Origin of the sequence: Streptomyces sp. NPDC052042 (assembly GCF_044548345.1) — a bacterium.
Taxonomy (GTDB): domain Bacteria; phylum Actinomycetota; class Actinomycetes; order Streptomycetales; family Streptomycetaceae; genus Streptomyces.
The window spans coordinates 124,185-143,265 of the sequence record NZ_JBIUBU010000005.1 but is presented as its reverse complement, the minus strand read 5'-3'; the positions used below and the strand labels follow the sequence as shown (position 1 = coordinate 143,265).

The 19,081-nt window shown below is 70.4% G+C and carries 19 protein-coding genes; 3 read left to right on the top strand and 16 right to left on the bottom strand.

Annotated elements, in window-relative coordinates; genetic code table 11:
• Positions 1-58: 58 nt before the first annotated feature.
• Both ACIHCL_RS11850 and ACIHCL_RS11845 read left to right on the top strand, forming a co-directional pair.
• A complete protein-coding gene (locus ACIHCL_RS11850) occupies positions 59-727 on the top strand; it encodes a potassium channel family protein (protein ID WP_399860097.1) in 669 nt (222 codons plus the stop codon).
• A complete protein-coding gene (locus ACIHCL_RS11845) occupies positions 727-1,404 on the top strand; it encodes a potassium channel family protein (RefSeq protein ID WP_399860095.1) in 678 nt (225 codons plus the stop codon). The genes ACIHCL_RS11850 and ACIHCL_RS11845 overlap by 1 nt, the downstream gene beginning before the upstream one ends.
• 151 nt (positions 1,405-1,555) lie before the next feature.
• On the opposite strand, the gene ACIHCL_RS11840 is transcribed toward ACIHCL_RS11845, so the two are convergent.
• The 12 genes from ACIHCL_RS11840 to ACIHCL_RS11785 form a co-directional block, all read right to left on the bottom strand.
• Complete coding sequence (locus tag ACIHCL_RS11840; protein ID WP_399860093.1) at positions 1,556-2,335, bottom strand: DUF3159 domain-containing protein; 780 nt, start codon at positions 2,333-2,335, stop codon at positions 1,556-1,558.
• Positions 2,336-2,338: 3 nt separating this feature from the next.
• Positions 2,339-2,764: an OB-fold nucleic acid binding domain-containing protein gene (locus ACIHCL_RS11835; protein WP_399860091.1), complete on the bottom strand. Its 426-nt coding sequence runs from the start codon at positions 2,762-2,764 to the stop codon at positions 2,339-2,341.
• Positions 2,765-3,009: 245 nt separating this feature from the next.
• A complete protein-coding gene (locus tag ACIHCL_RS11830) occupies positions 3,010-3,702 on the bottom strand; it encodes a response regulator (protein WP_399860089.1) in 693 nt (230 codons plus the stop codon).
• A 93-nt stretch (positions 3,703-3,795) separates the two neighbouring features.
• On the bottom strand, positions 3,796-6,339 hold the full coding sequence (locus ACIHCL_RS11825; RefSeq protein ID WP_399860087.1) for an ATP-binding protein: 2,544 nt from the start codon (positions 6,337-6,339) through the stop codon (positions 3,796-3,798).
• 1,180 nt (positions 6,340-7,519) lie between these two features.
• Positions 7,520-8,188 carry a potassium-transporting ATPase subunit C gene (locus ACIHCL_RS11820; protein WP_399860084.1) on the bottom strand — a complete coding sequence of 223 codons (669 nt, stop codon included), beginning with the start codon at positions 8,186-8,188 and terminating at the stop codon, positions 7,520-7,522.
• Between the two features lie 143 nt (positions 8,189-8,331).
• The gene (gene kdpB / locus ACIHCL_RS11815) at positions 8,332-10,449 is read right to left on the bottom strand and encodes a potassium-transporting ATPase subunit KdpB (protein ID WP_399860082.1); all 2,118 of its coding nucleotides are present in this window, start codon (positions 10,447-10,449) and stop codon (positions 8,332-8,334) included.
• Positions 10,446-12,110, bottom strand: coding sequence for a potassium-transporting ATPase subunit KdpA (kdpA, locus tag ACIHCL_RS11810; RefSeq protein ID WP_399860079.1), 1,665 nt, complete (start codon positions 12,108-12,110; stop codon positions 10,446-10,448). The genes kdpB and kdpA overlap by 4 nt, the downstream gene beginning before the upstream one ends.
• 7 nt (positions 12,111-12,117) lie before the next feature.
• Positions 12,118-12,207, bottom strand: coding sequence for a K(+)-transporting ATPase subunit F (kdpF, locus tag ACIHCL_RS11805; protein ID WP_383646317.1), 90 nt, complete (start codon positions 12,205-12,207; stop codon positions 12,118-12,120).
• Positions 12,204-12,407 (bottom strand): hypothetical protein, encoded by a 204-nt coding sequence (locus tag ACIHCL_RS11800; protein ID WP_399860077.1) that lies wholly within the window; start codon positions 12,405-12,407, stop codon positions 12,204-12,206. Before ACIHCL_RS11800 ends, kdpF begins: the two co-directional genes overlap by 4 nt.
• 198 nt (positions 12,408-12,605) lie before the next feature.
• A complete protein-coding gene (locus tag ACIHCL_RS11795) occupies positions 12,606-13,376 on the bottom strand; it encodes a DUF3710 domain-containing protein (protein ID WP_399860074.1) in 771 nt (256 codons plus the stop codon).
• A gap of 1 nt (position 13,377) precedes the next feature.
• Positions 13,378-13,911: a dUTP diphosphatase gene (gene dut / locus ACIHCL_RS11790; RefSeq protein ID WP_399860071.1), complete on the bottom strand. Its 534-nt coding sequence runs from the start codon at positions 13,909-13,911 to the stop codon at positions 13,378-13,380.
• Complete coding sequence (locus ACIHCL_RS11785; RefSeq protein WP_399860068.1) at positions 13,911-14,495, bottom strand: PaaI family thioesterase; 585 nt, start codon at positions 14,493-14,495, stop codon at positions 13,911-13,913. The genes dut and ACIHCL_RS11785 overlap by 1 nt, the downstream gene beginning before the upstream one ends.
• A 58-nt stretch (positions 14,496-14,553) precedes the next feature.
• Between ACIHCL_RS11785 and ACIHCL_RS11780 the strand changes: the two genes are divergently transcribed.
• A complete protein-coding gene (locus ACIHCL_RS11780) occupies positions 14,554-15,009 on the top strand; it encodes a DUF3093 domain-containing protein (RefSeq protein ID WP_399860066.1) in 456 nt (151 codons plus the stop codon).
• Positions 15,010-15,118: 109 nt separating this feature from the next.
• On the opposite strand, the gene ACIHCL_RS11775 is transcribed toward ACIHCL_RS11780, so the two are convergent.
• From ACIHCL_RS11775 to ACIHCL_RS11760, 4 genes are all read right to left on the bottom strand, one after another.
• A complete protein-coding gene (locus ACIHCL_RS11775) occupies positions 15,119-16,123 on the bottom strand; it encodes a hypothetical protein (protein ID WP_399860064.1) in 1,005 nt (334 codons plus the stop codon).
• An 11-nt stretch (positions 16,124-16,134) separates the two neighbouring features.
• Positions 16,135-16,431 carry a DUF4193 domain-containing protein gene (locus ACIHCL_RS11770; protein ID WP_003965732.1) on the bottom strand — a complete coding sequence of 99 codons (297 nt, stop codon included), beginning with the start codon at positions 16,429-16,431 and terminating at the stop codon, positions 16,135-16,137.
• 402 nt (positions 16,432-16,833) lie between these two features.
• Positions 16,834-18,063 carry a sensor histidine kinase gene (locus tag ACIHCL_RS11765; RefSeq protein WP_399860062.1) on the bottom strand — a complete coding sequence of 410 codons (1,230 nt, stop codon included), beginning with the start codon at positions 18,061-18,063 and terminating at the stop codon, positions 16,834-16,836.
• A 6-nt stretch (positions 18,064-18,069) separates the two neighbouring features.
• Positions 18,070-18,723, bottom strand: coding sequence for a response regulator transcription factor (locus ACIHCL_RS11760; protein WP_399860059.1), 654 nt, complete (start codon positions 18,721-18,723; stop codon positions 18,070-18,072).
• Positions 18,724-19,081 lie beyond the last annotated feature (358 nt).

Sequence of the window (19,081 nt, the reverse complement as noted above, 5' to 3'; positions counted from 1 at the left end):
GTGAGCAGGGTGTTTTCGCAGGTCAGCCGGATGATCAGGACTGCGAGGTAGGCACAAGGTGCACATTGTCATCATGGGCTGCGGGCGAGTGGGAGCCGCTCTCGCGCAGACCCTGGAGCAGCAGGGGCACACGGTCGCCGTCGTCGATCAGGACCCCACGGCGTTCCGGCGCCTCGGATCGGGCTTCGGCGGACGGCGCGTCACCGGTGTGGGCTTCGATCAGGACACCCTCCGTGAGGCCGGGATCGAGGAAGCCGGCGCGTTCGCCGCGGTGAGCAGCGGTGACAACTCGAACATCATCGCCGCCCGGGTGGCCCGCGAGACGTTCGGCATCGAGAACGTCGCGGCGCGGATCTACGATCCCCGGCGCGCCGAGGTCTACCAGCGTCTCGGCATTCCGACGGTCGCCACCGTGCGCTGGACCGCGGACCAGATGCTGCGGCGCTTGCTGCCGTCGGGCGCCGAGCCCCTGTGGCGCGATCCGAGCGGTGGTGTGCAGCTCGCGGAGGTGCACACCACCCCGTCCTGGATCGGCCACAAGATCAGCACGCTTCAGGAGGAGACGGGCGTCCGCGTGGCATTCCTCACCCGTTTGGGCGAAGCCATCCTGCCCGACTCTCAGACGGTGCTTCAGGAGGGCGACCTGGTCCACGTGATGATGCGTACGGACGAGATCGCGCAGGTCGAGGCGGCGTTCGCCGAAGGGCCCGAGGAGGGTGGTCACTGATGCGTGTCGCGATTGCCGGTGCGGGTGCGGTGGGCCGTTCCATCGCGGGCGAGCTGCTGGAGAACGGGCACGAGGTCCTGCTCATCGACAAGGCGCCCACGGCCATCTCGGTGGAGCGGGTGCCGATGGCGGAGTGGCTGCTGGCGGACGCCTGCGAGATCACCTCGCTCGACGAGGCGGCCCTTCAGCGCTGCAGTGTCGTGATCGCCGCGACCGGCGACGACAAGGTGAACCTGGTGGTCTCCCTGCTCGCGAAGACCGAGTACGGCGTGCCGCGGGTCGTCGCCCGGGTCAACAACCCCAAGAACGAGTGGCTGTTCAACGAGGCATGGGGCGTCGACGTGGCGGTCTCCACGCCTCGTCTGATGTCGGCCCTGGTCGAGGAGGCGGTGAGCGTCGGCGATCTCGTCCGGCTTCTGCGCTTCAGCCACGGCGACGCCAACCTGGTCGAGCTGACGCTGCCCCCGGAGTCGGCGCTGGCCGGCACCCAGGTCGGCGATGTGGCCTGGCCCGAGGACACCTCGCTGGTCACCATCATCCGCGGACAGCGGGTTCTGACACCGAGCGTGGAGGAGACGTTGGAGGCCGGTGACGAGCTGCTGTTCGTGGCCGCGCAGGCCCGCGAGGAGCAGTTGGAGGACCTGCTGTCGGTTCGCCGGGGCGGCTCGGAGGACTGATGCCGTGCCGGGCCGTACGACGACGTATGCCCTGCCGGGGTCGTACGACGCACGGCCCGCCGCTGCAAGGCACAGCACAGGGCCGACACCGAGGGCCCGGAACCTCTTCTCACGGTTCCGGGCCCTCGGTCCGCCGACGCGGTCGGCGGTTTCAGAACTCCTGGGAGCGGCTCACCGCGGCCGCCTCCGCCCCCCGGTGGGCCTCCGCCTTGCGAGCCTCCTCGGCCCGTTCCTCCGCCTCCATCTCGGCGAAGACGTCGATGGGCGGCGGCGCCTTGGCGAGGAAGACCCAGGTCAGGTAGACGGCGAGGAGGAAGGGCGGGATCTTCAGGGCGACCAGGACCCAGCCGAGCTGGGTGGTGTCGGCCCACCAGTACAGCGGGAAGAGGATCACGCACTTGGCGAGCAGGATCAGGCCCCAGGCGTAACTCGCCCTGACGTACGCCTTCTTGCGGCCCGGGTTCCTCGTGCGCCAGGAGAGGTTCTCCTTGAAGACCGGGCCGAGGATCAGGCCGATCAGCGGCACCCCGGCGACGGCGGTGACCAGGTAGGCGAGGGCCAGACCGAGCGTGTAGAGCATGCCCGGCAGGTAGAAGTCCTTGGCATTGCCGGTCATCATCGCGAAGACCACGCCGAAGCCGACGCCGAAGACCCCGCTGAAGGCGTGCTTGACGGTGTCCTTGAGGACCAGTCGAACGGCGACGAGGGCCAACGACACCACCAGGGCCGCGATGGCCGAGACGTGCAGGTCCTTGTTGATCGTGAAGATCGTGACGAAGAGCAGCCCGGGAAGGACTGTCTCCACCATCCCCCGGACGCCGCCGAAGGCCTCGAAGAGCGCGGCCTCGGTGACCGCTTTCGCTTCGGCCTCCGGGGGGTCGGTGCGAGTGGTGCGGTCCGTGTCGGACGTCGGCTTGTCGAGAGACGTCACCGGCTACTCCTTGCCGAGTGGTCGGAGTTCGTATTTGGGGTTGAACAGCACCCGGCGTCCATGACTCATGGCGATCCGGCCCGAGGCGATCAGCTTGCGACCCGGTTCGATGCCGACGATGGAGCGCCGGCCCAGCCAGACCACATCAAGCGGTGCGGTGCCGTCGAACAGCTCGGCCTCCAGGGCGGGCACTCCGGCGCGTGGCCGCAGGGTGACGGTCCGCAAGGTACCAGTCACCTTCACTATCTGTCGGTCGGTGCAGTCGGAGATCCGCGTGCACCCCGAAGCCTGTGAGTCCTCCTGCAGCTCCTCGGACTCCAGGTCCTCCTGGGAGCTGGACAGTCGGTCGAGCATCCGCCGGAAGCGGCCGGAAGGCTTCTCCGCCTTGCCGGGCTTGCCGGATCTCTCGAATCGAGGAACAGCACTCATACCCGAAGGGTACCGGTCCCCGGTCCTCCGAGTGGGTGTCCGGTCTCACTCGAACGGTTTACCGAAACGGTGGCCGGGCGGGCCGCCCCACGGCACGCACCCGCACGTCGGCGGGCACGTCCGTCCCTGCGACGGCCGGTCCACCGGTACGTCCCGACGGCACGACCACCGGTACGTCCGACCAGCACGCCCCGGGGCACCTCCCGCGGACCCGTCCGGAGGCACGCACGGCGGGTGCGGCCAGCTCAGTCGCGTTCGAAGCGGTAGCCCATCCCCGGTTCGGTGACGAAGTGCCGGGGGTGCGAGGGATCGGCCTCCAGCTTGCGCCGCAGCTGCGCCATATAGACCCGCAGATAGTTGGTCTCGGTGCCGTACGAGGGCCCCCACACCTCCTGGAGCAGCTGCTTCTGGCTGACCAGTCGGCCGCTGTTGCGGACCAGGACCTCCAGGAGGTGCCACTCCGTGGGGGTGAGCCGCACGTCGCGGCCCGCGCGGTGGACCTTCTTCGCGGCCAGGTCGACGGTGAACTCCCCGGTCTCGACGATCACGACGTCGTCGGAGCCCTGCCCGCCGACCGGTTCGGCGCGGCGTACCGCGGCGCGCAGCCGGGCCAGCAGCTCGTCCATGCCGAAGGGCTTGGTCACGTAGTCGTCGGCGCCCGCGTCCAGTGCCTCGACCTTCTCGTCGGAGGTGTGGCGGGCGGAGAGCACCAGGATCGGCACCCGGGTCCAGCCGCGCAGCCCCTTGATCACCTCGACGCCGTCCATGTCGGGCAGGCCGAGGTCCAGGACGACGACGTCGGGGTGGCGGGCGGCGGCGAGCTGGAGCGCGGTGGCGCCGTCGGGCGCGGCGTCCACCTCGTACTTGCGCGCCTTCAGGTTGATCACGAGGGCGCGTACGATCTGCGGCTCGTCATCGACCACAAGCACCCGGGTCATGGGCCCTGCCTTTCTGCTGTGCGGCTGTGCGGCGTTCTCCGGTGCGGGCGGTCCCGCGTGACCGCCGCGAAGACCACGGGGCGGTCCACACGGTCACGGGACGGCCCGCGCGGACAGGCCGGGGGCGGCCTGGGCGTGTCCCGGTGTGGCCTTCAGGGTCAGCACCATGGTGAGGCCCCCGCCGGGGGTGTCCTCAGCCCCCAGTGTGCCGCCCATGGACTCGACGAACCCTCGGGCGACGGCCAGGCCCAGCCCGACGCCCGAACCGCGCGGGGCGTCACCGTAACGCTGGAACGGCTCGAAGATACGGTCCTTGGCGTCGTCGGGGACACCGGGACCGCGGTCGGTCACCCGAAGTTCCACGCGTTCGCCGAGCGCGCTGGCGGCGACGGTGACACGTTCTCCGTCCGGGCTGTACTTGACGGCGTTCTCGACGATGTTGGCGACGGCCCGCTCCAGCAGCCCGGGGTCGACCTCGACCATCGGCAGGGTCTCCGGGATGTCCAGGTCCACGCTGCCCTCGGGGACGCCACCGAGCGCCATCGGAACCACCTCGTCGAGGTCGATCTCGCGGATCAGCGGGGTGACGGTGCCGGTCTGCAGCCGGGACATGTCAAGGAGGTTGCCGACGAGCTGGTCGAGCCGGTCGGCGCCCTTCTCGATGCCTTCCAGGAGCTCGGCCTCGTCCTCCGGGGACCAGGCGATGTCGTCGGAGCGCAGCGAGCTGACGGCGGCCTTGATGGCGGCGAGCGGGGTGCGCAGGTCGTGGCTCACGGCGGCGAGGAGCGCCGTCCGGATCCGGTTCCCCTCAGCCAGCCGCCGGGCCTCTTCCGCCTCGTCGACCAGGCGCTGCCGTTCCAGGACGACGGCGGCCTGGGCGGCGAACGCGCCGAGCACCCGGCGGTCCTCGGCGGGCAGCACCCGGCCGGAGAGCGCCAGCGCCATGTGGTCACCGACCGGCATGTCCACGTCGGCGTCCTCTGGCCGGGCCACCGGCTCCGGCCCGACACTCCCGGCGCAGGTCCACGGATCGACGTCGCTGCGCCGTTCCAGCAGGGCGACGGATTCCATGCCGAACGTCTCGCGCACCCGGTCCAGGAGCGCGTCCAGGCTGGTCTCGCCCCGCAGCACGCTGCCGGCCAGGAAGGAGAGGATCTCGGACTCGGCGCGCAGCCGGGCCGCCTGATGGGTGCGGCGGGCCGCAAGATCGACGACCGAGGCGACCGAGACCGCGACCGCGAAGAAGATCACGATGGCGACGAAGTTCTCCGGGTCCTGCACGGTCAGGGTGTGGGTGGGCGGCGTGAACCAGTAGTTCAGCAGCAGCGAGCCGACAGCGGCCGACGCCAGGGCGGGCAGCAGCCCGCCGATCAGGGCCGCGAGAACCGTCATGAAGAGGAAGAGCAGGACGTCGTTGGCGAGGCCGGGTCCGCTGTCCACCCCGACCAGGAGCAGCGTGAGCAGGGCCGGGCCGCCCACCCCGACCAGCCAGCCCCAGATGCTCCGGCCCCTGCCCAGCCGGGCGCCGCGGGCGATCGGCAGTCCGCGGCCCTTGGCGACCTCTTCGTGGGTGACGATGTGGACGTCGAGGTCGGGGCCGGACTCGCGGGCGACGGTGGCGCCGACGCCTGGCCCGTAGATGTACTGCCAGGCCTTGCGGCGGCTGGAGCCGAGGACGATCTGCGTGGCGTTCACCCCGCGGGCGAATTCGAGCAGCGCCGACGGGATGTCATCGCCGATGACGTGGTGGAAGGTACCGCCGAGGTCCTCGACGAGGGTGCGCTGGACGGTGAGTTCCTTGGGCGAGGCGGAGGTCAGTCCGTCGCTCCGGGCGATGTAGACGGCGAGGATCTCGCTGCCGGAGCCCTTCGCCGCCATCCGGGCAGCGCGGCGGATGAGCGTGCGGCCCTCGGGGCCGCCGGTGAGTCCGACGACGATGCGCTCGCGGGCCTGCCAGGTGGTGCGGATGTTGTGCTCGCCGCGGTACTGCTGGAGGTACTCGTCGACCCGGTCGGCGACCCAGAGGAGGGCCAGTTCACGCAGGGCGGTCAGATTGCCGGGGCGGAAGTAGTTGGACAGGGACGCGTCGATCCGGTCCGGCTTGTAGATGTTGCCGTGGGCCATCCGGCGCCGCAGGGCCTGGGGCGACATGTCGACCAGTTCGATCTGGTCGGCACGCCGGACGACCTCGTCGGGGACGGTCTCGCGCTGCCGTACCCCGGTTATCGACTCGACGACGTCGCCGAGGGACTCCAGGTGCTGGATGTTGACGGTGGAGACCACCTCGATCCCGGCCTTCAGCAGCTCCTCGACGTCCTGCCAGCGCTTGGCGTTGCGGGAGCCCGGCACATTGGTGTGCGCCAGTTCGTCCACCAGGGCGACGGCCGGGGCACGCTCCAGGACCGCGTCGACGTCCATCTCGGTGAAGACGGTGGAGCGGTATTCGATCTCACGGCGCCGGATCTGTTCCAGACCGTGCAGCATCACCTCGGTGCGCGGGCGGTCGTGGTGCTCCACGAAGGCGACGACGCAGTCGGTGCCCCGCTCCACGCGACGGTGGGCCTCGGAGAGCATCGCGTACGTCTTGCCGACGCCGGGTGCCGCACCCAGGTAGATCCGAAGTTTGCCGCGTGCCATGGCCCCATTGTCTTCTCGAAACCCGACTGCGTCCGCTGCGGCAGCCACCTCGAAGCTACCCCGCCGTTTCCCGACAAAAGGGGCAGGGGGTGGGGGTGGGGGCCGTATTGACAGGATTCTGACGCCCGGGGCCGGGCGCCGGGCTCGCGCTCATCACGGCGCAACGGGTCCGCGACGGGCTTGCGGCGGGCCGGTCGGCCTCGCGGGGGTGCACCGGCCCGCCGGGGGCCAGTCCCCGCTCTCGAAAGTGCATGCACGGCGCCACGAAGGGCCCCTGCCGGGACCGCCGCCGCAGCCGTCACAGCGGCCCCGGTCACGCCTCTGCGCCCGCCGCCGTCCCGGTACGCGGCCCCCGCCGCCGCACGGGCCCTCCGCGACCACCGCCGCGACCGCGGGGCGCCGACTCCACCGCCACCACACGGGCCCCGGCGGCTCGCGGTCCCCCGCCGCTCCGGCCGGCTCCGGTGCGCGTGTGGGCGCGGAGGCACCGGGCCCGATGCGTGCTCGCCGAGCGGGGCATCCCCGCGTCCGGCCTCGGGGCCGGTGGCTCGGACCAGGAATCGCCCGAGGAAGCCGGGATTCCTTGGCCAGGTTTCAGCACCGGTGATCCGGACCGCGTCCACAAGACGTGCGACGACCTCGCCGATGTCGATCCGAAGACGGAAAAGGCCGGCGCCGATGCCGTCATCGGCGTGCTGTGGAACTCACCGCCACCGCTCTTCGGAACTGATGAGCCGTCAACCGGCCGACTCACATACATGAGTAGGAACGACAAGAGAGAGAACAACGCGGGAAAGGAAGGAAACCCCGGAAAGGCGGGAAACCGAACAGACATCAGGAATGACGAGAACACGCAAGCGGGAAGGCGGAGATCGAGAAGACGGAAACCAGGGCCGCGGCGACCAGGAAAGCGGATGAGCATGAGCGAGAACCCGGAAATCACGAGCCTGAGGGCTGTCCGATGGCAGTCCGATGGCCGCCCGTCTCGGCACGGTCGCCATCGCCCGGTTTCACCGGCCACCAGGGCAGGGCGGCCGCCGGAACGCCCGTCATCACGGCGTACGGCCCGGACGTCACGATCCGGCCCGGAGGACGGGGGCGAGCGGATTGCCGCGGCCGGTGCGCCGGGGAAGGAGATCCCGCCGCCGGGAGGCGGTGACGCGATCCCCCTCCCCCTCACTCAGCGCCCATGCGCCAACTGCCGGAGGGAGATGTTGAGTTGGAGGACATTGACCGTCGGCTCCCCGACGAAGCCGAGGATCCGCTCCTCCGTGTGCCGCTCGACCAGCCGCTCCACCCGGGCGACGGAGAGGTGGTTCCGCTCCGCCACACGGCGCGTCTGGAGGCGCGCGTATGCCGGCGAGATGCCCGGGTCGAGGCCGGAGCCCGAGGAGGTCACCGCGTCGGGCGGCACATCGGCCGGGTCGACGGGATGGCCGGGGACGGAGTTGTCCCTGACGACGGCGGCCTTGGCGGCCTTCACCTGGTCGACGAGCTTCCGATTGTCGCCGGCCAGGTTGGTCGCCCCGGAGACGAGCAGCTTGTACCGGGTGTTGACGCTGTTGGTGCCGAGGCCGGCGGAGGGACGGGGCTGGAACCATCTCAGGTCCGGGGCCGCGGTGGCCTGCCCCTTCTTCAGCGGCAGGTCGTAGCGCTGTCCGATCAGCGCGGAGCCGACGACCCTGCCGTTCTCGGTGATCTCGGACCCGTTGGCCTGGTGAGGGAAGACGCCCTGGGCGATGACCGTCACGGCGAGCGGGTAGAGGACGCCGCAGACGACGGTGAGGACCAGCAGGGCGCGCAGCCCGGCCCAGAGCAGCCGGGCGGTGTTCACTACGGATTGGTTCATGGTGGCTCAGCCGATTCCTAACCTTCGGTTCGCCCCGGTCGCAGGGGCTCGGCCCGGCCCGGGGACGAGGCCCGGTCCGGCACGCGGACGGGGGCCGGGGGCGGGCCGCTGACGGATGCCGGGCCCGGCCCCGGGGCGAGGGCTCAGTGCAGCCCGGGGACGAGGGAGATGATCATGTCGATGGCCTTGATGCCGAGGAACGGGGCGACCAGGCCACCGAGGCCGTAGATCCCCAGGTTGCGGCGGAGCATCGCGTCGGCGCTGCTGGGCCGGTAGCGCACGCCTCGCAGGGCGAGCGGGACCAGCGCGACGATGATCAGCGCGTTGAAGACGACCGCGGAGAGGATCGCGGACTGCGGCGAGGACAGCTGCATGATGTTGAGCCTGTCCAGGCCCGGGTAGACCGCCGCGAACATCGCCGGGATGATCGCGAAGTACTTCGCGACGTCGTTGGCGATGGAGAACGTCGTCAGCGCGCCACGGGTGATGAGCAGCTGCTTTCCGATCTCCACGATCTCGATCAGCTTGGTGGGGTTGGAGTCCAGGTCCACCATGTTCCCGGCCTCCTTGGCGGCCGAGGTTCCGGTGTTCATGGCCACGCCGACATCCGCCTGGGCCAGCGCCGGCGCGTCGTTCGTGCCGTCGCCCGTCATCGCCACGAGCTTGCCGCCGGACTGCTCCCGCCTGATGAGGGCCATCTTGTCCTCGGGCGTGGCCTCGGCGAGGAAGTCGTCGACACCCGCCTCCTCGGCGATGGCCTTCGCGGTCAGCGGGTTGTCACCGGTGATCATGACGGTGCGGATGCCCATCCGGCGCAGTTCGTCGAACCGCTCCCGCATGCCCTCCTTGACCACGTCCTTGAGGTGGATGACACCCAGTACGCGGGCGCCCCGTTCGTCCTCCAGCGCCACCAGCAGCGGCGTGCCGCCCCCCTCGGAGATCCGGGCGGCGAGCTCCCGCGCGTCCGGGGCGACGCTGCCACCGCGCGCCCCGACCCAGCCGACGACGGAACCGGTCGCGCCCTTGCGGACCCCGCGCCCGTCGACGTCCACGCCGGACATGCGGGTCTGCGCGGTGAACGGGACCCAGGTGGCCTGTCGCAGTTCGCCGTGGTGGCGCTCCCGCAGGCCGTACTTCTCCTTGGCGAGCACGACGATCGAGCGGCCCTCGGGCGTCTCGTCGGCCAGCGAGGACAGCTGGGCGGCGTCGGCCAGTTCGGCCGCGGTGGTGCCCTTGACCGGGGCGAACTCGGCCGCCTGCCGGTTGCCGAGGGTGATGGTGCCGGTCTTGTCCAGCAGCAGGGTCGAGACGTCCCCGGCGGCCTCGACGGCACGCCCCGACATGGCGAGCACGTTGCGCTGCACCAGCCGGTCCATGCCGGCGATGCCGATCGCGGAGAGCAGGGCGCCGATGGTCGTCGGGATGAGGCAGACGAGCAGCGCGGTCAGCACGATCATCGACTGCTGCCGTCCGGCGTGGATCGCGAACGGCTGGAGGGTGACGACGGCGAGCAGGAAGATGATGGTGAGGGACGCGAGCAGGATGTTCAGCGCGAGTTCGTTGGGCGTCTTCTGCCGGGCGGCGCCCTCGACGAGGGAGATCATCCGGTCGATGAAGGTCTCACCGGGCTTGGTGGTGATCTTGATGACGATGCGGTCGGAGAGCACCTTCGTGCCCCCGGTGACGGCGCTGCGATCGCCGCCCGACTCCCGGATCACCGGCGCGGACTCCCCCGTGATGGCGGACTCGTCGACGCTCGCGACGCCCTCGACGACGTCTCCGTCGCCGGGGATGATGTCGCCGGCCTCGCAGACCACCAGATCGCCGACGCGCAATCCGGTGCCCGGCACCCGCTCCTCTCCGTCGCCGGTGATGCGCCGGGCGACGGTGTCGGTCTTGGCTTTGCGCAGGGTGTCGGCCTGAGCCTTGCCGCGCCCTTCGGCGACCGCTTCCGCCAGATTGGCGAAGATCGTGGTCAGCCAGAGCCAGGCCGCGATCGCCCAGCCGAACCAGTCGCCCGGATTCAGGCAGGACAGCACGGTGGTGAACACCGAACCGACCAGCACCACGAACATCACCGGGGACTTGGCCATCGACCGGGGGGCGAGCTTGCGGACTGCGTCCGGGAAGGACGTGAGCATCTGCCGGGGGTCGAACAGCCCCCCGCCGACACGTCCTTTGCCCGTGGGTGCGTCCCGGCGCGGTGTCCGGGCCGGAGTGTCGTGGGACATCGGGTCCTCTTGCTTCGTACGGGAGGTCATGACGCCAGCCCCTCGGCCAGCGGCCCCAGCGCGAGCGCCGGGAAGTAGGTCAGGGCGGTGACGATCAGGACCGTGCCGACGAGCAGCCCGCTGAAGAGCGGCTTGTACGTGGCGAGGGTTCCCGCGGTCACCGGTACGGGCCGTTGCCCGGCGAGCGAGCCGGCGAGCGCGAGGACGAACACCATCGGCAGGAATCGGCCGAGCAGCATCGCGAGGGCGATCGTGGTGTTGAACCACCGCGTGTTCGCGTTCAGCCCGGCGAACGCCGAACCATTGTTGTTGGCGCCCGAGGTGTACGCGTACAGCACCTCGGAGAACCCGTGCGCGCCGGGGTTCAGGATCGAGTGGGGCGGTGTGGGCAGGGCGACCGCCAGGGCGGTGAAGCAGAGCACCAGCGCCGGGGTGATGAGGATGTAGCAGGCGGCGAGCTTGATCTCGCGGGTACCGATCTTCTTGCCGAGGTACTCGGGGGTGCGGCCCACCATCAGTCCCGCGACGAACACCGCGATGACCGCCATGATCAGCATGCCGTAGAGGCCGGACCCGACGCCGCCGGGCGCGATCTCGCCGAGTTGCATGCCCAGCAGCGCGATACCGCCGCCGAACCCGGTGTACGAGGAGTGGAAGGAGTTCACCGCGCCGGTGGACGTGAGCGTCGTCGCCACGGCGAAGATCGACGACCCCGCGATGCCGAAACGGGTCTCCTTGCCCTCCATCGCCCCGCCCGCGAGGTCGAACGCGGGCCCGTGGTGGGCGAATTCGGTCCACATCATCAGGGTGGTGAAGCCCAGCCAGATGGTGCCCATCGCCGCCAGGATCGCGTAGCCCTGTTTCGGCGATCCGACCATCCGGCCGAACGCCCGGGTCAACGCGAACGGGATGACCAGGATCAGGAAGATCTCGAAGAGGTTGGACAGCCCGCCGGGGTTCTCGAACGGATGGGCCGAGTTGGCGTTGAAGTATCCGCCGCCGTTCGTGCCCAGTTCCTTGATGACCTCCTGCGAGGCCACCGCGCCGCCGTTCCACTGCTGCGAGCCGCCCGTGAACTGGCCGACCTCGTGGATGCCGGAGAAGTTCTGGATGGCGCCGCAGGCGACCAGCACCAGCGCCCCGATCACGGAGATCGGCAGCAGCACGCGCACGGTGCCGCGCACCAGATCGGCCCAGAAGTTGCCGAGTTCGCCGGTGCGTGACCTGGCGAAGCCCCGAACGAGGGCGACCGCGACGGCGATGCCGACGGCTGCGGAGACGAAGTTCTGCACCGCGAGGCCGCCGGTCTGGACGACGTGGCCCATGGCCTGTTCGCCCGCGTACGACTGCCAGTTGGTGTTGGTGACGAAGGACGCGGCGGTGTTGAACGCCTGGTCCGGATCGATCGAGGCGAAGCCGGGCGATCCGGGCAGAGCGCCCTGGAGCCGCTGGAGGAGGTAGAGGAAGAGGACACTCACCGCGGAGAAGGCGAGCACTCCGCGCAGATAGGCGGGCCAGCGCATCTCGGTGTCCGGATTCACGCTGATGGCCCGGTAGATCCACTTCTCGGCCCGGAGATGATTCCGGGAGGAGTAGACACGGGCCATGTAGTCGCCCAGGGGGCGGTACACCAGGCCCAGCGCCACCATGAGCGCGAGGACCTGGAGCACTCCGGAGAGGACGGGACTCATATCGGGCTCAGAACCTCTCCGGGTACAGCAGGGCGAGGACGAGATAGCCCAGCAGGGCGACGGCCACGACGAGGCCCACGACGTTCTCTGCGCTCACAGCCTGGCCACCCCCTTGGCGACGAGGGCCACCAGCGCGAACACCGCGATCGTGGCGACGACGAAGGCCAGATCAGCCATCGTGAGTGCTCCTGGATGAGGTACGGATTCCCTGACCCCCTGAGCCAACCCGGCACCGACGCCGTTGCCCGGTGCGTTGATGGCTTCCTTACGGCGTTCGGGTGGCCTTTGATGGTGCATATACGTGTCCCATACGCGCCCCCGACGCGCGCCCCTCGTGCGCCCCCTGGGCCTGGCTCGCACCCCACGGTTCTCCGCGCCCGGTTCCGGAATTCGCCTCCAGAACGCGGAAAAGCCGGTGGGCCGTCCCCCTCTCGAAGGGGGACGGCCCACCGGCACTCGGTCGAACCGGGCCTCGGCCCGTACGACGCCGACCGCTCAGCGCACCTCGGTGATCTCCGGGCCGCGCTGGAGCTGACCCATGCCACCGGAGAACCTGGACGTCTCCTGGTCCTCCTGCTGGACGCCCTCGGGCACCATCTGGGCGTCATTGGGAAGCTTGAGGACGATCGGGTCACGGGGTGCCATCGGCCCCTCGCCGCGGACGACCACGGTGTCCCGGAAGACCGTCTCCAGCAGCCCTGCGGCCTCCGGCTGCACGGCGCCCTGGCCGGAGATCACGCCGCGCAGGAACCAGCGCGGGCCGTCGACGCCGACGAAGCGCACCAGCTGCGCACCGCTCGTGCCGTCCGGAAGCTGTACGGGGACCTGGGCGCGAAGCTCCCAGCCCAGCGGGCCCTCGACCTCGTCGATGATCCCGCCCTGTTGCGTGATGCCCGTGGCGATCTCCGCGCGGACCTCGCCCCAGATGCCCTCCTTCTTGGGGGCGGCGAACGCCTGGAGCTGGATCGCGCTGTCGCGCAGCACCACCGTCGCGGCGACGATCGCGTCACCGGCCACCTCGACGCGCAGTTCCATGCCCTCGACACCGGGCACGAACACACCGCCCAGATCGACCCGTCCCTCGCCGGGCCGGGAGACCTCGCTGATGTCCCACGGTCCGTCCGGCCGCGGGGCCGGCGGGAGATTCACCCGGCGCGGGCCGTCGGCCGCTTCGGTGCCATCGAGCTCGTCGACGACCTGCTCGGCCTCGCGCGCTTCGTCCGCCACGTCCTCGGCGGAACCACTCTTCTTGCGACGTCCGAACACGTCATTGTCCTTCCCGGTCGGATACGACCGAAGCGTAGCTGCTCCCGCCCCGGTTGATCCCGTCCCCGACACCACCCGCTCCACCGGAAGCATGGCCTCCGGTGGAGCCGAAGCCTCCCTCGCCGCGGGCCGAGCCGGGAAGCTCGGTCACCTCGTGGAAGCGCACCTTCTCGACCTGCTGCACGACCAGCTGAGCGATCCGGTCGAAACGGTCGAACTGCACGGGTTCGCGGGGATCGAGATTGATGACGATCACCTTGATCTCTCCACGGTACCCGGCATCGACCGTCCCCGGGGCATTCACGAGTGCGACGCCGCAGCGCGCGGCAAGGCCCGAGCGCGGGTGCACGAACGCGGCGTATCCGTCGGGCAGTGCGATGGACACCCCGGTGGGCAGCACCGCCCGCTCGCCGGGGGCGAGCTCGGCGGGCTCGGTGGTCACCAGATCGACTCCGGCGTCACCGGGGTGCCCATAGGCCGGGATCGGCACCTCCGGGTCGACGCGGCGGATCAGCACGTCCACGGGCCGGCGCATCAGGGGTTCACCTCGAACGCGCGGGCGCGCCGGACCTGGTCCGGATCGGCCATGGCGGCGCGGATCTCGGCCGGGCGGCCGTTCTCGATGAAGTGGTCGACCTCCACCTCGATGAAGACGGCCTCGGCACGGACCGCCACCGGCCCGTCCGGGCCGCCTGTCCGACCGGTCGCCCGCGAGAAGATCTTCCGGCCGTGCACGGCGGTGACCTCGGCGTCGAGGAACAGCACGGTGCCCACCGGCACCGGGCACAGGAAGTCGGTCTCCAGCCGCCCGGTCACCGCGATCACCCGCAGCAGCCAGTTCAGCGAGCCCAGCGTCTCGTCCAGGGCGGTGGTCAGGACGCCTCCGTGTGCCAGGCCCGGGGCGCCCTGATGGGCCGCCTGCACGGTGAACTCGGCGGTGACGCGCACCCCCTCGCCGGCCCGTGCCTGAAGGTGCAGCCCGTGTGCCTGCGCCCCACCGCAGCCGAAACAGTGGTCGTAGTGCGCGCCGAGGAGCTCCCCGGGGGCCGGGGCCTCGGGGTGCCGGACCGGTCTCACCGCGTCGGCGGGGGGATTCAGAGCCGCAGATGTTCCACTCACAGGCGCAGACCTTACCCGCGCGGCCGACGCGGGGGCGCACCGTGCCAAGCTTGGACGCATGCAGCCTTCGGCCCAGCCCTTCGACGAACGTCTCACCGCGCCCCGTTCCTGGTGGCTCATCGCCCTTCTGGTCGGCATCGCCTGCGCGCTGATGCTGCTGCCGCTCGGCACCGTGCCGCTGCTGGCCGGTCTGGCGGGCGGTACGGCACTGTCGGCGATCGCGGTGAGTTCGTACGGCTCGGCCAGGATCCGGGTGGTGGCCGGCGCCCTGGTGGCCGGGGACGCGCGGATTCCGGTCTCGGCGCTGGGCGAGGCCGAGGCGCTGGAGGCCGAGGAGGCGCGCGCGTGGCGCTCGCACAAGGCCGATCCCCGCGCGTTCATGCTGCTGCGCAGCTACATCCCGACGGCGGTGCGGGTGGAGGTCACCGACCCGCAGGACCCCACTCCGTACGTCTACCTCTCGACCCGGGAGCCGGAGGCTCTGGTGGCGGCCCTGGGCGCGGCGCGTTCCTGACCCGGGGCTCCGGCGGTTCCGTCCGCGGGGACCGCGCGGTGGTCCGGTCCGCGGCTTCCCGCTCCCGGCCAGAGGGCTCGGGCTGGGCACGGGACCGTTGGGCCGCGGGTCAGCTCTCCCGCTCCTCCGGCGATCCCGGGAGCACGTTCTCCGACGGTCCGGGAAGTGGGCCGGGCGCCCGTTCCAGAGGCGGCAGTTCCGGCAGCCGGTCCCAGGGAACCTGACACCCGCGCAGGTCCTTCCTGATCTTCTCGGCGAGCTTCCGGGTGTCCCGCCGGTTCATCACCGCGCCGACGGCGGCACCGACCATGAAGGGGATCAGGATCGGCAGATCGCGCGCCGAGCGCTTCACGATCTGCTGGCGCAGCTCGCGCTTCACCGGTCCGCCGAGCGCGGCGCTGATCGTCGCCGGGTGGATGATGTCGATGCCGCGTTCCTCCGTCCACGACGTGAGGTAGGCCGCGGAGCGCTGGGTGGGTCCGCCCGGCGGGCGCAGCCCGTAGACCTCGTACAGTTCGGCGACGAGCTTCAGCTCGATCGCCGCCACGCCGGTGATCTCCGCCGTCAGTTCCGTGAACAGCGCGGGCGGCACCGGCAGCATGGCCGCCGCGCCGATACCGGCGCCGACGGTGGCGCTCGCCCTGCTCGCACCGGCGACGAGCTTGTCGGCGATCTCTTCGGGCCCGAGGCCCGGGAACTGCTTGCGCAGCGTCGGGAGGTCGCGTACGGGGATGCGGGGAGCGGACTCGATGATCAGGTCGACGATGCGGCCGATCGCGGCTCTGGCGCTCTCTCCACCCTTGCGCACACCCCGTTTCACCACGCTCAGACGGCCCGCTCCGTTCGCGGGCCCCTTCCTGTCGAGCTGTCCGGCCCCGTGGGCCGGTCCGGCTCCTTCGTGTTCCGCGTCCGCGGTCACCGCTTCGGATGCCGCGGCTGCTTCGAGCGAGGCCGTTCGGCCTCGCTCGTCATACCGCTCGCCCGGGGAGGGGGACAGGGCGGCCCGCTCGGCGGGCGCCGTCGCGCCCTTCGCCGGGCCTGTGCCGCCCTGGTTCGCCTCCGACGACTTCTTGCGCCGCAAGCTTCGCTTCCGGAACGGTTTGTCGCCTGTCACGGCCGACTCGGCTAGTCGCAGTCGCGGCAGATCGGCTGGCCGTTCTTCTCGCGTGCCAGCTGACTCCTGTGGTGCACGAGGAAGCAGCTCATGCACGTGAACTCGTCGGCCTGCTTCGGCAGGACCCGGACGGCCAGTTCCTCGTTGGACAGGTCCGCGCCGGGCAGCTCCAGGCCCTCGGCGGCGTCGAACTCGTCGACGTCGACGGCGGACGCCGTCTTGTCGCTCCGGCGCGCCTTGAGCTCTTCGAGACTGTCCTGGTCGACGTCGTCGTCGGTCTTGCGTGGAGTGTCGTAATCGGTTGCCATGTCGCTCTCCCCCTCTGGGTGTCTGCGGTGTCTCAGCGCACGTAACGCGTGAGAGGCCGGACTTGTGCCCGGCCCGAGGCGGAGATTTTGCCTCACATCAAGGTCTGTTACTCAATCGACACCCAAAAGGACCGCTCGGTAGTGATCGGCCTGGGTGGCGATGGGGACCGTACACTGCCCCCGCGTGGCGCCTCACGGGCGCCATCCCGTGTACTTCCCGTGATATCAGGCCCCGAAAACCCCGGCTTTTGCGGGATTTCCCTCATGGGCGCCGATCACGGAGCGTTGACGCGGTGAAATTCGACGCTGTGATCGATCACACATGGATGCCTTGGTCACAGGTCCTGAAAATTCCGCTCAAAGCGAACAAAACCCAGGACCCGCCCGCGATGCCCCGTCCACTCAGACGGGCAGTGAGACGCGCATCACAAGGCCACCTCCCTCACGGGGTTCCGCTACAATACGGCCGCCGTGAGCGCGTGCCACGGACCTCGCGATCGACAGTCCGAGACCGACCCCCTTGTCACTGCCCGTCCGCTCCGTACGCAGCCGTCTGAAGGGCTCGAAGAGGTTGTCGATCTCGTACGCGGGTACCACCGGCCCCGTGTTCGAGACCACCAGCACGGCGTGCCCGGACTGCAGTGCGGTGGTGACCTCCACCCAGCCGTGCTCCGGCACGTTGTAGCGCACGGCGTTCTGCACGAGGTTCAACGCGATCCGCTCCAGCAGAACGCCGTTGCCCTGGACGACGACCGGGGACCGCTCGCCGCGGATCTCCACGGCCAGCTCCTCCGCCTCGGCGCGCGTCTGGTCGATGGCGCGCGAGGCGACCTCGGCCAGGTCGACCGGCTTGCGCTCGACGATCTGGTTGTCGCTGCGGGCGAGCAGCAGCAGGCCCTCCACCAGCTGTTCGCTGCGCTCATTGGTGGCCAGCAGCGTCTTCCCCAGCTGTTTGAGCTCCGGCGGCGCCTGGGGGTCGGAGAGGTGCACCTCCAGCAGCGTGCGGTTGATCGCGAGCGGCGTGCGCAGCTCGTGCGACGCGTTCCCGACGAAGCGCTGCTGGGCCGTGAAGGCGCGCTCCAGACGGTCGAGCATCTCGTCGAAGGTGTCGGCGAGCTCCTTCAGCTCGTCGTCCGGGCCGTCCAGCTCGATCCGGCGGGACAGGTCCGTTCCGGCCACCCGGCGGGCCGTCCGGGTGATCCGGCCCAGCGGGGAGAGCACCCGGCCCGCCATGGCGTAGCCGAAGGCGAACGCGATCACGCTGAGGCCCACCAGGGCCAGCAGCGACCGGTTCAGCAGCGTGTCCAGCGCCTGCTGCCGCTGATGGTTGACGCAGGAGTTCATCGCCGCGTTGATGGCGTCCGGCGTGGGGTTCGTACCGAAGTTGCACACGTCGCTGACGATCCGGCCGCTCACGATCCTGAACGGCAGCTCGCTGCCCACGTGCAGCGCCTGGGCGGCGAGCATGTAGATGATCGAGAGCAGCAGGATGCCCGCGATCAGGAACATGCCGCCGTAGAGCAGGGTGAGCCGTATGCGGATGGTGGGACGCAGCCAGTAGGCCGGCTCCGGCTGTTTCGGCTCCCAGGTGGGCTTGGGGGGCGCCGTCGGGGGCGCCGGGACGCTGGGCATCGGCGCTCAGATCCGGTAGCCGGAGCCGGGCACGGTGACGATCACCGGGGGCTCGCCGAGCTTGCGGCGCAGCGTCATGACGGTCACCCGGACGACGTTGGTGAACGGGTCGGTGTTCTCGTCCCACGCCTTCTCCAGCAGCTGCTCGGCCGAGACGACCGCGCCCTCGCTGCGCATCAGGACCTCCAGCACGGCGAACTCCTTCGGCGCGAGCTGGATCTCGCTCCCGCCCCGGAACACCTCGCGGCGGTTGGGGTCCAGCTTGATGCCCGCCCGCTCCAGGACGGGCGGCAGCGCCACCGTCGTGCGCCGGCCCAGGGCCCGCACGCGGGCGGTGAGCTCGCTGAACGCGAACGGCTTGGGCAGGTAGTCGTCGGCGCCCAGTTCCAGCCCCTCCACCCGGTCGCTCACGTCCCCGGACGCGGTGAGCATGAGCACCCGCGTGGGGACGCCCAGCTCGACGACCCGGCGGCAGACGTCGTCGCCGTGCACCAGGGGAAGGTCCCGGTCCAGCACCACGACGTCGTAGTCGTTGACCTCGATGCGCTCCACGGCCGCCGCGCCGTCGTACACGACATCGACGGCCATGGCCTCTCGGCGCAATCCGGTGGCCACCGCATCGGCGAGCAGCTGCTCGTCCTCCACGACGAGTACGCGCACGGCGCTGTCCTTCCTCAAAGACTTCACAGTCGGAACTTCACAAGGGAATCGCAGAACGTGTCGACGCGCCCACGATGCGTGTAGGGGCGCGCTCATCGATACGGTCATGCGCTGCTCCATCCTGCCCGCAACGCGTATAAACCGGCGGTAAGACGGCGCTCGCCGCCCAGCACCACCGAGGAATTCATCGGATTTCCGCGGCAGTTGAGGTTTCTTCGAGATTCGGGCCGGGGAGGACGCATTCACACCCGAGATCACGCCTCGAATGTGGTGTGCCACAGGCCACTCCGTCCCCGGAGAGCGCGTGATCACCGCCCTACCGCCACCGTGCGGAGGGAAACCCCGGGCACACCCCCGT

Coding starts and splice junctions, on each gene's coding strand:
- ACIHCL_RS11845 (WP_399860095.1), top strand. CDS start 727: ATGCGTGTCGCGATTGCCGGTGCGGGTGCGGTGGGCCGTTCCATCGCG.
- ACIHCL_RS11835 (WP_399860091.1), bottom strand. CDS start 2,764: ATGAGTGCTGTTCCTCGATTCGAGAGATCCGGCAAGCCCGGCAAGGCG.
- ACIHCL_RS11830 (WP_399860089.1), bottom strand. CDS start 3,702: ATGACCCGGGTGCTTGTGGTCGATGACGAGCCGCAGATCGTACGCGCC.
- ACIHCL_RS11825 (WP_399860087.1), bottom strand. CDS start 6,339: ATGGCACGCGGCAAACTTCGGATCTACCTGGGTGCGGCACCCGGCGTC.
- ACIHCL_RS11820 (WP_399860084.1), bottom strand. CDS start 8,188: ATGAACCAATCCGTAGTGAACACCGCCCGGCTGCTCTGGGCCGGGCTG.
- kdpB (WP_399860082.1), bottom strand. CDS start 10,449: ATGACCTCCCGTACGAAGCAAGAGGACCCGATGTCCCACGACACTCCG.
- kdpA (WP_399860079.1), bottom strand. CDS start 12,110: ATGAGTCCCGTCCTCTCCGGAGTGCTCCAGGTCCTCGCGCTCATGGTG.
- ACIHCL_RS11800 (WP_399860077.1), bottom strand. CDS start 12,407: ATGCACCATCAAAGGCCACCCGAACGCCGTAAGGAAGCCATCAACGCA.
- dut (WP_399860071.1), bottom strand. CDS start 13,911: ATGCGCCGGCCCGTGGACGTGCTGATCCGCCGCGTCGACCCGGAGGTG.
- ACIHCL_RS11780 (WP_399860066.1), top strand. CDS start 14,554: ATGCAGCCTTCGGCCCAGCCCTTCGACGAACGTCTCACCGCGCCCCGT.
- ACIHCL_RS11770 (WP_003965732.1), bottom strand. CDS start 16,431: ATGGCAACCGATTACGACACTCCACGCAAGACCGACGACGACGTCGAC.
- ACIHCL_RS11765 (WP_399860062.1), bottom strand. CDS start 18,063: ATGCCCAGCGTCCCGGCGCCCCCGACGGCGCCCCCCAAGCCCACCTGG.